The sequence below is a fragment of the Actinomyces sp. 565 genome (assembly GCF_010365615.1).
Taxonomy (GTDB): Bacteria; Actinomycetota; Actinomycetes; order Actinomycetales; family Actinomycetaceae; genus Actinomyces.
In genome coordinates, this window is the sequence record NZ_PIZD01000058.1 from 66948 (window position 1) to 82151 (window position 15204).

Annotated in this window: 11 protein-coding genes; 8 read left to right on the forward strand and 3 right to left on the reverse strand. The window is 68.8% G+C overall.

Annotation, left to right across the window (positions count from 1 at the left end):
• Positions 1 to 38 precede the first annotated feature (38 nt).
• Complete coding sequence (guaB, locus tag GZ997_RS09220) at positions 39 to 1562, forward strand: IMP dehydrogenase (RefSeq protein ID WP_162679656.1); 1524 nt, start codon at positions 39 to 41, stop codon at positions 1560 to 1562.
• 194 nt (positions 1563 to 1756) lie between these two features.
• Here the strand turns inward: guaB and GZ997_RS09225 are convergent, their stop codons facing one another.
• Complete coding sequence (locus GZ997_RS09225) at positions 1757 to 2521, reverse strand: exonuclease domain-containing protein (protein WP_162679657.1); 765 nt, start codon at positions 2519 to 2521, stop codon at positions 1757 to 1759.
• 565 nt (positions 2522 to 3086) lie between these two features.
• On the opposite strand from GZ997_RS09225, the gene GZ997_RS09230 reads away from it, so the two are divergent.
• The 7 genes from GZ997_RS09230 to GZ997_RS09260 all read left to right on the forward strand — a co-directional run bounded on the left by GZ997_RS09230 (position 3087) and on the right by GZ997_RS09260 (position 11186).
• Positions 3087 to 4211, forward strand: a complete 1125-nt coding sequence (locus tag GZ997_RS09230) for a GuaB3 family IMP dehydrogenase-related protein (RefSeq protein WP_161924710.1) — start codon at positions 3087 to 3089, stop codon at positions 4209 to 4211.
• Positions 4212 to 4432: 221 nt separating this feature from the next.
• Positions 4433 to 6616, forward strand: a complete 2184-nt coding sequence (locus GZ997_RS09235; RefSeq protein WP_308807176.1) for an alpha-galactosidase — start codon at positions 4433 to 4435, stop codon at positions 6614 to 6616.
• A gap of 134 nt (positions 6617 to 6750) precedes the next feature.
• Positions 6751 to 7659 carry a sugar ABC transporter permease gene (locus tag GZ997_RS09240; protein ID WP_162679658.1) on the forward strand — a complete coding sequence of 303 codons (909 nt, stop codon included), beginning with the start codon at positions 6751 to 6753 and terminating at the stop codon, positions 7657 to 7659.
• A gap of 15 nt (positions 7660 to 7674) precedes the next feature.
• Positions 7675 to 8622: a carbohydrate ABC transporter permease gene (locus GZ997_RS09245; protein ID WP_162679659.1), complete on the forward strand. Its 948-nt coding sequence runs from the start codon at positions 7675 to 7677 to the stop codon at positions 8620 to 8622.
• A gap of 8 nt (positions 8623 to 8630) precedes the next feature.
• Entirely contained in the window at positions 8631 to 10007 is a 1377-nt protein-coding gene (locus tag GZ997_RS09250) for a sugar ABC transporter substrate-binding protein (protein WP_162679660.1), read from the forward strand.
• Between the two features lie 223 nt (positions 10008 to 10230).
• On the forward strand, positions 10231 to 10497 hold the full coding sequence (locus GZ997_RS09255; protein WP_073328472.1) for an HPr family phosphocarrier protein: 267 nt from the start codon (positions 10231 to 10233) through the stop codon (positions 10495 to 10497).
• A 98-nt stretch (positions 10498 to 10595) separates the two neighbouring features.
• Complete coding sequence (locus GZ997_RS09260) at positions 10596 to 11186, forward strand: ribonuclease H (RefSeq protein WP_162679661.1); 591 nt, start codon at positions 10596 to 10598, stop codon at positions 11184 to 11186.
• A 486-nt stretch (positions 11187 to 11672) separates the two neighbouring features.
• Here the strand turns inward: GZ997_RS09260 and GZ997_RS09265 are convergent, their stop codons facing one another.
• The gene (locus GZ997_RS09265; RefSeq protein WP_162679662.1) at positions 11673 to 12857 is read right to left on the reverse strand and encodes an acetate kinase; all 1185 of its coding nucleotides are present in this window, start codon (positions 12855 to 12857) and stop codon (positions 11673 to 11675) included.
• Between the two features lie 75 nt (positions 12858 to 12932).
• On the reverse strand, positions 12933 to 14987 hold the full coding sequence (gene pta, locus GZ997_RS09270; protein ID WP_162679663.1) for a phosphate acetyltransferase: 2055 nt from the start codon (positions 14985 to 14987) through the stop codon (positions 12933 to 12935).
• Positions 14988 to 15204 lie beyond the last annotated feature (217 nt).

Consider the following 15204-nt stretch of genomic DNA (forward strand, 5'->3'; position numbering starts at 1 on the left):
ACGTGCGTCGCTCGCCGCGCGGGTTCTACGATGATTCCGTGAGCGACCCGATCACCAGCCCCGACATCTTCGCACCCACCGGCCTGACTTACGACGACGTCCTCCTGCTGCCCAGGCTCACCGACGTCATCCCCTCCGAAGTCGATACGACCTCCCGCCTGACCCGTAAGATCTCGTTGGCCACCCCGCTGCTGAGCGCCGCCATGGACACCGTCACCGAGTCCGACATGGCCATCGCCATGGCCCGGCAGGGCGGCATCGGCATCCTGCACCGCAACCTGTCGATCGAGGAGCAGGCCCAGCACGTGCGTCGGGTTAAGCGCTCGGAGTCCGGCATGGTCTCCGATCCGGTCACGGTGGGCCCGGACGCCACCATTTCCCAGCTGGACGAGCTGTGCGGCCAATACAAGGTGTCCGGATTGCCGGTCGTCGACGACGCCGGGAACCTGCTGGGCATCATCACTAACCGTGACCTGCGCTTCGTGCCTACCGAGCGCTGGGACACCCTGACGGTGCGCGAGTGCATGACCCCGCGCGAACGGCTGATCACCGGCCCGGCCGGCATCTCCCGCGAGGACGCCAAGGCGCTGCTGGCCGAGCACCGCATCGAGAAGCTGCCGATCATCGACGCCGACGGCCGCCTGTCCGGGCTGATCACCGTTAAGGACTTCGTCAAGACCGAGCAGTACCCCAACGCCACCAAGGACGAGGCGGGCCGTCTGGTGGTCGGCGCCGCCGTCGGCTACTGGGGCGACACCTGGGAGCGTGCCGGCGCCCTGGCCGAGGCCGGCGTGGACGTGATCGTGGTGGACACCGCCAACGGTGGTGCCAAGCTGGCCCTGGAGATGATCTCCCGGATCAAGCACGACCCGGCCTTCTCCGGCATCGAGGTGATCGGCGGCAATGTGGCCACCCGTGAGGGCGCGCAGGCGCTCATTGACGCCGGTGTTGACGCCGTCAAGGTGGGGGTCGGGCCGGGCTCGATCTGCACCACCCGTGTGGTGGCCGGCGTTGGCGTGCCCCAGGTGACTGCCGTGTACGAGGCTGCCCGCGCCTGCACTCCCGCAGACGTGCCGCTGATCGCCGACGGCGGCCTGCAGTACTCCGGCGATATCGCCAAGGCCCTGGTGGCCGGGGCCGACACCGTCATGCTGGGCTCCCTGCTGGCCGGCTGTGCCGAGTCCCCGGGGGACCTCGTATTTGTCAACGGCAAGCAGTGGAAGCGCTACCGGGGCATGGGGTCGCTCGGGGCGATGAGCTCGCGCGGCCGCAAGTCCTACTCCAAGGACCGCTACTTCCAGGCCGACGTCTCCGGGGATGACAAGATCATCCCCGAGGGCATCGAGGGGCAGGTGCCCTTCTCCGGGGCGCTGGCCGACGTCGTCTACCAGCTGGTCGGCGGGCTGCACCAGTCGATGTTCTACGTGGGGGCGCGCACCATCCCCGAGCTGAAGGCCAACGGCCAGTTCGTGCGCATCACGGCGGCCGGGCTCAAGGAGTCCCACCCGCACGACGTGAAGATGACCGTCGAGGCTCCCAACTACACCGGCCGCGAGTCCTGACCTGGGCGTTCCGTGAGGAATCACTGCGCTCGCGGCGGGCGCTGGCTGGGCGCGCCGCGCGTCTTCGCTGGGCACGCCGTGAGGTATCGCCGTGCACGCGGTGGGCCCTGACTGGGCTGGGCGCTGGCTGGGCGCGCCGCGCGCCTTCACCGGGCGTGCCGGAGCCCTGGGGAGCCGGTCCGCCGGCGGCGCCTTCACATGCCGTCGGGCAGTGGCCAGGAGGTGTTGACGTCGGGCGTGCGGCCACGGCGGCGCAGGAACTCGTTGAAGGAAACCGCCCAGTCACGGTGCGCCGCCGCTTGCCAGGACATCAGCTCCGTGCGCGGAATACGGGCGATCTCCGGGTGGGCGTAGGCCATGGCGTCCAGTACGTCCAGCGTGGCCACCACGTCCACCTCGGCCGTGTGCAGGCCGCCCGCCTGGGGATCCACGCCGTAGAACGCGCACAGGTCCGTCAGACGCCGCTTGCCCTTGCGATAGCGGTTCACCCTCCGGTCGATCACGAGTGGATCCACCACGGGGCCCAGCTCTCTGCCGAGCCGCTGGCGCACGGTGGGCAGGCCGTGGCGGACTAGCTCCGTCTCCAGCAGGGCCAAGTCATAGGCCGCGTTGTATGCAACCACAGGCGTGCCGGCCGACATCGCCTGGGTCAGCGCCGCTGCCACCTCCTCCAGCACCTGGTCAACCGGGCGGCCCTCGGCGCGGGCGCGCGCAGTGGAGATGCCGTGTACGGCGGAGGCGGAGTCGGGGATCTCCACGCCCGGGTCCGCAAGCCAGGTGGTGATGCGCTGCGGGCGGGCGCCGTCCGCGCCACGCGGGCCGCGGGCGACCAGTGCAGCCGTCACCAGCCGGTCCGTGGTGGGGGAGACGCCGGTGGTCTCGGTGTCGAACCCGAGCAGTGGGCCGTCGGCCCAGGAGTCGGGCGCCGTGGCCGGATTGGATACTGGTTGCTCGCTCATATGCCGAGTGTGCCACCGCCCACTGACACGAATAGCGCAACCGGCACAGGCCGCGCCGGTGTGAACATGATTCTGCGGTCGGGACAGGCTTGGAAACAGGAGCGGCCCGCAGTGGGACCGCCCGCGCGCCGTTGGCCGCCTGAAACGCGCTCTCAGGCGGTCCAACCGCGGAAACCCGCTCCAAGTGGAGTGCCGGGACCCGGCCGGGTCCGTGCCCGAGCGCCGCGTCGCATGCCGGGCGCGGGCACGACGGGCCGGCGAAGCGGACAGTGGACCCCGTCAAGGTCGCCAACGCACAACCAGCCCCCACCCCACCTAGCCACCTGATCCTCGTGCCCGGAAGCGGGGCCATCTGCTACGCCACTTCGGGGTTAACAACGCCTGTTAACGGCCTGCTGAAGGGCTGGGAGGTATACAGCAGGCCGTTAAGTGGCGTTGTTAACGTCCAACGGGCGTAGTAGCAGACCTCGCGCAACCACCGCGCCTGCAAGCCGAGGAGAATGGGGAGCAGCTTACCGGAGTTCGCGGCGGTTGTCCGCGCTGCGTGCCAGCTACGATGCTCTTCGTGAGCGGTGAGATCGAGATCGGGCGGGACAAGCGCGCCCGCCAGGCCTATTCCTTCGATGACATTGCACTGGTTCCGGCGCGCCGCACCCGTGACGTGCGCGATGTGCGCGTCGGCTGGCAGCTGGACGCCTACCACGTGGACCTGCCGGTGATGGCCTCGCCCATGGACTCGGTGATGAGCCCCGAGACGGCGATTCTGGTTGGGCGGCTCGGCGGCATCGGCGTCCTGGACCTGGAAGGGCTGTGGACCCGCTACGAGGACCCGACCCCCGCCCTTGAGCGCATCCGCTCCGCCGCACCCGAGCAGGCCACCGCCGTGCTTCAGGACGTCTATCGTCCCCCGGTGCGCCCCGAGCTCATCGCCTCCCGCCTGGAGGAGATCCGGCAGGCAGGAGTTGTCGTCGCCGGGCGCCTCAGCCCCTCCCAGACCCAGCGGCACTGGCGCACCGTCGTCGACGCCGGCGTCGACCTGCTGGTCATCCGCGGCTCGGTCGTCTCCGCCGAGCACGTCTCCGGGTCGGTCGAGCCCCTGAACCTCAAGCGCTTCATCTACGAGCTGGACGTGCCCGTGGTGGTCGGCGGCGTGACCACCTACACCGCGGCCCTGCACCTGATGCGCACCGGCGCGGCGGGTGTGCTGGTTGGCCAGGGCGGAGGTGCCTCCTCCTCCGTGCGGCAGGTCCTCGGCCTCCACATGCCCATGGCCACTGCCGTCGCCGACGTCGCAGCGGCTCGCCGTGACTACATGGACGAGTCCGGCGGGCGCTACGTGCATGTCATTGCCGACGGCTCGGTCGGCAACTCCGGCGACGTCGTCAAGGCCATCGCCTGCGGTGCCGACGCCGTTATGCTCGGCGCCGCACTCGCCCGTGCCCAGGAGGCCCCCGGCGGCGGCTACCACTGGGGCGCCGAGGCCCGCCATGAGCGGCTGCCCCGCGGCTACCGCAGCCACGTGGGCACGGTGGGCACCATGGAGCAGATCCTGTCCGGACCCTCGGACCGCGCCGACGGCACCCTGAACCTCATGGGTGCCCTGCGGCGCACGCTCGCCACCACCGGATACGCCGATGTCAAGGAGCTGCAGCGGGTTGAGATCGTGGTGGCCCCATACGAGCCGAGCTGACGCAGCCGGCGGCGGGGGCCGTTGGGGCGGGTCGGCGGCACCGCATCCGGTTTGTGGAGCGTGTCGCGGTGGAGGTTACGGTCAGGCTGCGCATGCTTGACGTCACGTATTTCTTCGACTATAAAATAATCTCGCATCCCGCGCCGCGGCGTCGCGGCACCCCACCAATCGGGCTGCACTCGTAACTCGTCCGCGATTCTGCCCATGTCAAAGGAGACCCCGTGCCCGATTCCCCCATCGTCCACCTGCGCCGCGGCGGCACCTCGCTGGTCCTGAGCCTCCTACCCGACCGTCACCCGGTGGTCCGCCACTGGGGTGAGGACCTGGGCGAGCTCGACGGCGCGGCGCTGGCCGATGTCGGCATCGCCCAGAACACGAGCACCGGCTCCAACCAGACTTGGACCACGCCGGACCTGCCCGTGCTGCCGCTGCCGCACCTGGGCTGGTCGGCTCGCCCGGCCGTCCTGCTGCACCGCGCGGACGGCTCCGCCTTCTCCGTGCACCCCGAGTCCGTCAACCACAGCGTCGAGACCGTCGAGGCGCCCGGCGGGTGGGCCGACGTCGTCACCTCCACCGCCACCGATCCGGTCCACGGGATCGAGCTGACCACCGTGCTGCGGCTGGAGCCGACCGGTATCGTCCGCCTGCGCGCCGAGGTCGCCGATACCGCAGGCCCCGGCGCCGCGCCGCTGGAGGTCGACGAGATCGCCCCCGTGCTGCCGGTGCCCTCCGATGCCACCGAGCTGCTGGACTTCACCGGTCACCACGCCTTTGAGCGCCAGCCGGTCCGCACCCCCTTCGCCCCCGGCACCCGCCTGCGGGAGTCCTGGGAGGGGCGCACGGGGCACGACGCCGCAACCTGGTTGGCCGCGGGCACGCCCGGCTTCGGCTGGCGCCGCGGCCGAGTACACGCCGTTCACCTCGCCTGGTCGGGCAATACCCGCGCATTGGCGTCCCATCCGCAGCAGGGCTACCGGCTGCTCGGGGCGGGGGAGCTGCTCCAACCCGGCGAGGTCGTGCTCGGCCCCGGCCAGAGCTACACCAGCCCGTGGGTAGTCGGCTCCTGGGGTGAGGGCCTGGACGCCCTGGCCGCCCGCTCGCATGCCCACGTGCGTGCCTTGCCCTCCTATCCGTCGCGGCCCCGGCCGGTCCTGCTCAATATCTGGGAGGCCGTCTACTTCAAACACGACCTGAACACCCTCAAGGCCCTGGCCGACGAGGCCGCGGCAATCGGCATTGAGCGCTTCGTCATTGACGACGGCTGGTTCGGGTCCCGCCGCGACGACACCTCCGGCTTGGGGGACTGGCAGGTCTCCGCGGAGGTCTGGCCCACCGGGCTGGAACCGCTGGCGCAGCACGTGCGCTCCCTCGGCATGGAGCTGGGGCTGTGGTTCGAGCCGGAGATGGTCAACCTCGACTCCGACCTGGCCCGCGCCCACCCGGACTGGGTCCTGTCCGACGGCGCCGGCGGCGCGGTGGAGCACCGCAACCAGCGGGTCCTGGACCTGACCGCACCCGGCGCCTGGGACTACCTGTATCAGGCCATCAGCGACCTGGTGGAGCGGCTGGACCTGGCCTACATCAAGTGGGACCACAACTCCACGGTGCTCGCCGCCGGGCACATGGCCCCCAACGCCGCACTCGGCACCCGCTACGGCGCCCCGGCCGTCCACGAGCAGACCCTGGCCCTGTACCGCCTCCTGGACGCCCTTCACGAGCGCTTCCCGGGGTTGGAGATCGAGTCCTGCTGCGGTGGCGGTGGGCGCATCGACCTGGGGATAATCGAGCACACCCAGCGCGTGTGGACCTCCGACTGCAACGACGCCCATGATCGCGCCAACATCAACCGCGGCACCATGACGCTGCTGCCTCCCGAGCTGATCGGCACCCACGTCGGTGCCGGCCGGGACCACACCACGCTGCGCAGCCTCGACGTCTCCTTCCGCGCCGCCACCGCCCTGTGGGGGCATATGGGTGTTGAGTGGGACCTGCTGAGCGCCACCGACGCGGACAAGCGGGGCCTCGCCGAGCTGATCGCCCTGCACAAGCAGTTGCGCCCCCTGCTGCACTCCGGCACCGTGGTCCACGCCGACGTCGATGAGGACGACGCCGTGCGCATCCAGGGCGTCGTCGCCCCGGACCGCTCAGAGGCCCTGTTCGGACTGACCGGCCTGGGGCAGGCGCTCACCTGGCCGGGCGCCCCCCGGCCACTGCCCGGCCTGGACCCGGAGCGCACCTACCGGGTGCAGCTGGCAACACCCCTGTACGAGGGGCACATGTATCAGGCCGCCTGGACCCGCCCGGAGGGCGTGGTGCTGCCAGGCTCGTACCTGGCGACCACGGGGCTCTCGCTGCCAGTCATCCATCCCGACCACTCGCTGCTGGTGCGCGTCACCGCCGTCTGAGGCAGCGAAGCGGGCGCGGACCCGCTTGCGTATCCGCCGCGGACCGCGGCGCGCGCGGGCGACGCCCCGCCCACGCGCCGTTGTCCGTCTTGTATTCCCAATCCCATTTCACCGCCAGGAACGGAGCACCGTACATGTCCACAGCGACCGCCGCGGCTGCACCGGCGCTGCGCAGGAAACCGAAGGATGACCGCCTGCTGGGCATCGCCTTCATCATTCCCGCCGGCATCGGTCTGATCGCCTTCTACATCTGGCCCCTCATCCGGGGCATCTGGCTGTCATTCACCGAGTACAACCTGCTGACCCCGGAGCAGTTCACGGGGCTAGCCAACTACCAGCGCATGATCGGCGACTCGATCTTCTGGAACGCCGTGCGCGTCACCCTGGAGTACGTGCTGATCAATATCGGCTTCCAGACCGTCCTGGCGCTGATCATTGCCGTGCTCATGCAGCGGTTGACGCAGTCCACCCTGGTGCGCTCGATCGTGCTGACCCCCTACCTGGTGTCCAACGTCGTCGTCGCCATGCTGTGGCTGTGGATCCTGGATAATACGCTGGGCATTTCCAATGAGATCATCTCGGCCATCACCGGGGAGAGCGTCAACTTCTTCTCCTCGTCCCTGGCGATCCCCACGATCGCGATGATCAATGTGTGGCGGCACGTGGGCTACACCGCCCTGCTTATCTTCGCGGGCTTGCAGTCGATCCCGAACACGGTCTACGAGGCCGGCAAGATGGACGGCGCCAGCGAGTGGACCATGTTCTGGAGGATCACGGTGCCACTGCTGCGGCCCATCCTGGCCCTGGTGCTGATCATGACGATGATCGGGTCCTTCCAGGTGTTCGACACCGTTTCGGTTACCACCCAGGGTGGCCCGGTCAATGCCAGCCGCGTACTGCAGTACTACATCTACGACATGGCCTTCGGACGCTTCCAGTTCGGCTACGCCTCCGCCATGGCGGTGGGACTGCTGATCGTCCTGGCCGCGATCACGATTCTCCAGTACCGCATGACCCGTGCGGGCGAGACGGACCTGGACTGAGAGGAACGACTAACCATGAGCGCTCTCACCACCACAAGTACCGGCGTGACAGCAGGCGCCAAGACCGAGCAGCGACGCTCGGACAAGCGCGGCCTGTCGGTTGGCCGGGTGATCGCCTGGATCTTCATGGCGCTGGTCATGGTCGTCACGATCCTGCCCTTCTACTGGGTGCTGCGCACCGCGCTGTCCTCCAACGCCGGCATCACCTCTGACCCCACCTCAATCCTGCCGGTTGACATCAACCTGCGCGGCTTCGCCCGCGTATTCGGCATGCAGTCCACCGAGGAGGCCCTGGCCGACGGCGGCTCCGGTGCCTCCATGAACTTCTGGATCTACCTGCGCAACTCGGTAATCGTGGCCACGCTGGTGACCGCCGGCCAGGTGTTCTTCTCCGCCATGGCGGCCTACTCCTTTGCCCGCCTGCGCTGGCGCGGCCGGGACGCCGTGTTCACACTGTTCCTGGCGGCGCTGATGGTGCCCTCGATCTTCACGCTGCTGCCCAACTTCGTGCTGGTCAAGCAGATCGGGCTCATCGACAACCTGCTGGGCGTCGCCCTGCCCACCATGTTCATGACGCCTTTTGCGGTGTTCTTCCTGCGGCAGTTCTTCATGAATATCCCCAGGGAGCTGGAGGAGGCGGCCCTGCTCGACGGCGCCTCGAAGATCCGCGTGTTCTTCCAGCTCATCCTGCCGATGGCCAGCGCGCCCATCTCCACCCTGGCGATCATCACCTACATCACCGCCTGGAATGACTACTTCTGGCCACTGCTGGTCTCCTACACGGATTCCTCCCGGGTACTTACCGTGGCCGTGGCCGTATTCCGGTCCCAGGCACCCACCTCCGGCACCGACTGGTCCGGCCTCATGGCCGCCACGCTCGTGGCCGCCCTGCCGATGCTGCTGCTGTTCATGGCAGCGGCCAAGCGCGTCGTCAACTCCATCGGCTTCACCGGAATCAAGTGAGGGACCAGATGAACAACAAGCTCATGCTCACTCGCCGCGGCCTGTTCACAGGCGCAATCGCCGGAGCTGCGGCGCTGACGCTCGCGGCCTGCTCCGGCAATGACGAGCAGGCCAAGTCCAACACCATCGACTACTGGATGTGGGATGCCAGCCAGGAACCGGCGTACCAGGCCTGCGCGGACCGCTTCAAGGAGAAGACGGGCATAACCGTCAACATCACCCAGATCGGTTGGGGCGACTACTGGACCAAGCTCACGGCCGGCTTCATTGCCGGCACCGGCCCGGACGTATTCGTGGACCACATCGCGAAGTTCGCGCAGTTCGTCGATCTGGACGTGCTGGTTCCGCTCGACGAGCAGCCCGCCTGGTCCGGCGTCGACGAGTCCGCCTTCCAGGAGGGCCTACTGGACCTGTGGAAGGGAGAGGACGGTCGCCAGTACGGCTGCCCCAAGGACTGGGACACGGTGGCGTTGTTCTACAACCAGGACATGCTCGCCCAGGCCGGAGTCTCCGAGGAGGAGATCCAGGCCTGCCAGTGGAATCCCGACGACGGCGGCAGCTTCGAGCGTATCCTCGCCCGGCTCACCGTGGACCGCAACGGGGTGCGTGGTGACGAGGAGGGCTTCGATCCCAAGCATGTGGCGGTCTACGGCCTGGGCATCCAGGACTCCGGCTCCAGCGACGGACAGACCCAGTGGAGCCCCTTCACTGCCACGGTGGGGGACTGGCACTACACGGACCAGGAGACCTGGGGCACCCACTACCGCTACGACGAGGACGACTTCCAGCGCACCCTGGACTGGTACTTCGGCCTGGTGGACAAGGGGTATCTGAACCCCAACGGTGCCTTCTCGGACGCCACCAGCACGGACATCCAGCTCGGCTCCGGATCGATCGCGATGGCCATCCATGGGGCGTGGATGTTCAACACCTTCGCGGGCCTGGACATCAATGTGGGCATCGCCCCGACCCCGATCGGGCCGAACGGCAACCGTGCGTCGCTGTTTAACGGCCTGGGAGACTCCATCGTGAAGGACTCCGACAAGGTGGACCTGGCCTCCCAGTGGGTGGCGTTCCTGGGGACCGCTGAGGCGCAGGACATTGTCGCCTCCTACGGGATCGTGTTCCCGGCGATCTCCTCCTCTACGGAGAAGGCCATCGGGGTGTTTGAGGAGACCGGGCTGTCAACCGACGCCTTCACGGTGCACCTGGAGGAGGGCGGGCAGACCTTCTTCTTCCCGCTTACCTATTTCGGTGCCGACGTCAGTGCGATCATCACCCCGGCGGTGGATGCGGTCTGGGTGGATCGCGTGCCGGCGTCCACGCTGAGCAGCTACAACGATCAGGTCAATCTGCTGTTCGAGACGTCCGTGCACGGTGATTGAGCGGCCAGTTGCAGGTCGGCGAAGCGGCGAATGGCAGGCGAGTGGCACGGCGATCCGGGCGGTAATTGGCGCGCGGACCGTATTCGTGGCGTTATTCGCAGCCACGGGGCGGCGAAGTCGGGTAGTGTGAGCCTGACATCAGCCGTCGTGCTGGTTCATATCAGTGCACAGGTGCAATCCCTGCATCCCGGGTGCTGATCCCGGTTCTCTCTAAGGAGTACATATGGCCCAGGTCACCGCCACAATCGCCTCCAAGGTCGGCCTTCACGCCCGCCCCGCCGCAACCTTCGTCAAGGCTGTCGCCGAGAAGGGTGTGCCCGTCACCATCGCCAAGGAGGGCGGCGCTCCCGTTGACGCCTCCTCCATCCTGGGCGTTATGACGCTCGGCGCCGGCTTCGGCGACGTCGTCACTCTCGCCTCCGACGCCGACGGCGCCGACGGTGCCCTGGAGGAGCTCAAGGCCCTCCTCGAGACCGACCTCGACGCCTGAAGTAGCAGCAATACCGGACGCGCCACCTGCCGTCCGCCTCCCCGAGGCGGGCACGGGTGGCGCGTCCGGTATTTGCGGGAGCCGGTAGGGTGCGGCCTATGACGATCATCGCCGCGGCGGACGGCTCCGCCTTGGGAAACCCCGGACCGGCCGGCTGGGCCTGGTACGTTGATGAGGACTGCTGGGCGGCGGGCGGCTGGGAGAACTCCACCAACAACCGCGGTGAGCTCACCGCCGTGCTGGAGTTGCTGCGGGCGACGGCGCAGGCGGGCCTGGCCGGGGAGGAGCTGCTCATCCAGGCGGACTCCCAGTACGTCATCAACTCCCTGACCAAGTGGATCCACGGCTGGAAGCGCCGCGGCTGGCGCAAGGGCGACGGCAAGCCGGTCCTCAATGATGACCTCATGAAGCAGCTGGATGTGGCTATGCGGGGGCGCGAGGTGCGCTTCGAGTGGGTGCGCGGTCACGTCGGCCACCCCATGAACGAGGCCGCCGACCAGCGCGCCCGCGCCGCCGCCACCGCCTACCAGCGGGGCACGGCCGTTCCCGTCGGCCCCGGCTGGACTCGGCCCGGCGACGTGTCGCCCAACCTAGGCGGAACCGCCGGTGCGCAGCAGCTCACTGACGCGGCTGGTCCGGTTCCCGGGCGTGAGCAGCAAGCGTCTGCGGAGACCGGGACGCTCTTTTAACCGTGGGGACGGCTTCGGCTCTCACGTACGAGTCAGGCCTCCGGCTTCTGACTGACCCCGTGTCGTCAGGCAGGGTTTGCGGCGAGGGAGCTGGCCGGGTGCTGTGGTGGTGCCGCTGGCGGTGCAGCCGGGTGTTCACCGGGCTGGTCCCGGCGGTCCTACCTGCTGATCGGACACAAGCCGTTGGGGGTGGGTGCCGGACGAGCGCCTGGGGTGTCAAAAATGATGACAAACGCCGCGGACGGCGTCGAGCCCAGCGGACAAAGCCTTGGAATCATGCGGGCGCCGCATCACTCCTAGCGGGCGTAGGAGGCGATTGTCATCGATTTTGACAACCGCATGAGCGTCACCGCCTCCCCCAGCAGGCCACCTAGGCGCGCAAGCCCCAGAACCACTAGGGGAGAAGCTCCGAAAAGGCATACGTGCGGTAGGAATGCGCCAGGGGGGTAACGTCCCGGCACGTGTCAGATGGGGGTCAGATGAGGGTCAGATGAGGGTCATGGCCTGGCGGGCGATGGCCAGCTCCTCGTTGGTGGGGTAGACCAGCACGGCGATGGCCGAGTCCGGGGTAGACACCACACGCCCCTCGTCGGAGCGGGCGGCGTTCTTCTCGGCGTCGAGCCGCATGCCCATGAAGCCCAGGCGCTCAACCAGCTCGGCGCGCAGGCGGGCATCATTCTCACCGATGCCGGCGGTGAAGGTCAGCGCGTCCAGGCCACCCATGACGGCGGTGTACGCGCCTACATACTTCACCAGGCGGTGCAGATAGATGTCCATGGCGTCGCGGGCGTCCTGCTCGCCGGCGTCGATGCGCTTCCACACCTCCCGCATGTCGTTGTCCCCGGCCAGGCCCTTCATGCCGGACTCGCGGTTGAACAGGTAGTCGATCTCATCCACGCTCATGCCGGCCACACGCCCCAGGTGGAACACGGCCGCCGGGTCGATGTCGCCGGTGCGCCCGCCCATGACCAGGCCCTCAAGCGGGGTCAGGCCCATGGAGGTATCCACGGCTCGTCCGGCCACGACGGCGGAGGCGGAGGCCCCATTGCCCAGGTGCAGCACGATCTGCTTTAGATCATCGCGACCCAGCAGCCGGGATACCTCGCCGGAGACGAACTGGTGGCTGGTGCCGTGCGCGCCGTAGCGGCGAATGGAGTACTTGTCGGCGACCTCGCGCTTGAGGGCGTAGCGGGCCGCCTCCTCCGGCAGGTCCTGGAAGAAGGCGGTGTCGAACACGGCCACGTGCGGTACGTCGGACAGCAGCTCCAGGCCGACTTCGATGCCCTTCAGGTGAGCGGGGTTGTGCAGCGGACCGAGCGGCACCAGCTCGCTGATCTTGGTGATTACGTCCTCATCCACCAGGGCGGGGCCGGAGAAGTAGCGGCCGCCCTGGACCACCCGGTGGCCCACGGCCACAATGTTCGCCTCGGACAGGGCCGGACCCTCCTCGTCGAATAGGCGCAGCACCTCCGACAGGCCGAAGCCGTGATCGGGCACCGGCTCGTCCAGCTGGGTCTTCTCACCGGCATGGCGGTGGATGATCGTGCCGGTCTCCTCACCGATGCGCTCAACAAGCCCGGACGCCAGGGAGCGGCCGGAGTCGGGGTCGACGAGCTGGTACTTGATGGAGGAGGAGCCGGAGTTGATGACGAGGACGGTCCGGGTGGTCACAATGAGCCTTTCTGCGGGTCGGAAGAGACAAAACTCGAGGGGCGGGGCCGGTGCAGTGCCGCGGCCCCTCCCGGGTCAGGCCTGGGCCTGGACGGCGGTGATGGCCACCGTGTTGACGATGTCCTCCACCAGCGCGCCGCGGGAGAGGTCATTGACGGGCTTGTTCAGGCCCTGCAGCACCGGTCCGATGGCGACGGCGCCGGACGAGCGCTGCACGGCCTTGTAGCCGATGTTGCCACTGGACAGATCCGGGAAGATGAATACGTTGGCGCGGCCGGCCACCTCCGAACCGGGGGCCTTCTTCGCGGCGACGGTCGGATCGATGGCGGCGTCATACTGGATCGGCCCCTCGACGGCGAGCTCCGGCGCCTTCTCCCGCACGATCTCGGTGGCCTCGCGCACCTTGTCCACGTCCGCGCCCTTGCCGGAGGTGCCGGTGGAGAAGGACAGCATGGCCACGCGCGGCTCCACGCCGAACTGGCGAGCGGTCTCGGCGGAGGAGATGGCGATATCGGCCAGCTGCTCGGCGGTGGGGTCGGGGTTGACGGCGCAGTCGCCGTACACCAGCACCCGGTCCTCCAACAGCATCAGGAACACCGAGGAGACGATGGAGGTGCCCGGCTTGGTCTTGATGATCTGGAAGGAGGGGACGATGGTGTGGGCGGTGGTGTGGGCTGCGCCCGAGACCATGCCGTCAGCGTCGCCCATGTGCACCATCATGGTGCCGAAGTAGGACACGTCCTGGACCCGCTCGCGGGCCTGCTCCAGCGTGACGCCCTTCTTGGCGCGCAGGCGGGCGAACTCCGCGGCGTACTTCTCCAGTAGCTCGGGGCTGTCGGTGGGCACTACGCGGGCCGCGGAGATATCCAGTCCCAGCTCGGCGGCCCGCGCCCGCACCGTGGTCTCGTCTCCCAGCAGGATCAGGTCCGCGATGCCGCGGCGGGCGATGACGTCGGCCGCGCGCAGGATGCGGTCGTCGTCGGGCTCGGGCAGGACAATGGTGCGGCGGTCGGCGCGGGAGCGCTCGATCAGCTCGGCCTGGAACATGATGGGGGTGACGACCTCACTGGGCTCCACCTCCAGGGCGGCCAGTAGGGCGTCGACGTCGGCCTCCTGCTCGAAGGTGGTCACCGCGACGTCGAGCTTGCGGGAAGAGGCCTGCCCCAGCCCGCCCTGCAAGGAGCCGGCCACCGACGCGGCGGCGAAGGTGTCCAGCGGGGAGGTCATGACCGGCAGCGGCAGCCGCAGTCCCCGGATCAGGCGCAGTGCGTGCTCCGCCACCTCGAAGCCGCCGTTGAGCACCAGCCCGGCCAGGTTCGGGAAGCCGGTAGAGGCCTGGGCGGCGGCCAGGGAGATCAGTGCGGCGGAGCGGTCGGCGGGGACGATGACCACCTGGCCCTCATTCAGGCGCTCAAGCACGTGGGAGACGTCCATGGCGGCGATGAGCACGCCCTCGGCCTCGCGCTCGAGCAGCGCGTCATCCCCGCTGATGAGAGTGCCCTCGACGGCGTTCATGACCTCGCGCACCGAGGGGGCGCCCAGCAGCGGCACCTCGGGGAGGGTCGTGGTGGCCACGCCCTCCAGCCCCGCCAGCGCCGCGGCCACCTCCGCACGCGTGCCCGCGGGGCACTTGTTGGCTACTACGGCGACGGTGCGGGCGTGGTTGTCGGCGATCTCGGCCATGGAGACCTCCACGCTGCCGCGCACGTCCTCGGGGTCGCCCTGCCCGGAGACCACCAGCAGCACGGGCACGCCGATGTTCGCGGCTACGCGGGCGTTGAGGGACAGCTCGGGGTTGCCGACCACGTCGGAGAAGTCCGAGCCGTCGATGATGACGACGTCGTGGTCGCGGGCCACCGCCCGGTAGGCGGCGACGATGCGTGACAACGACTCATCGGGGTCGGCGTGGAACTCGTCCCAGGTCACCCCGATGCACTGCGCCGCCGGGGTATTCGAGCCGCAGCGGCGCAGCAGCAGCTCAAGGAAGGGCTCGTCCTCGCGGGAGGCGACAAAGGGCCGGAAGACGCCGACCTTAGCCACAACCTTGGTGAGGGAGGCGACCAGGCCCAGGGCCACGGTCGACTTGCCGGTGCTGGCATTGGGGGAGGCGATGTAAATACTGCGCGCCACGGTGTAGCTGTCCTTTATCTGCGTCTCGACGTCGAGTGGGGTGCGCCGCGGGTGGCCGCCGCGCGCCTGGTACAAGTCTGCCCCAACTGGCGCGATTGTGGGGGCCGCAGAGACGGACGGCGGGTGTTTATGTCCGACTTTTTGGTCACGTGGCGGGCGAGGGAGCGGGCGGGAGGGGCGGGCCGCGGGTGGTGGCCCGCAGCCCGCCCCTCCCGGC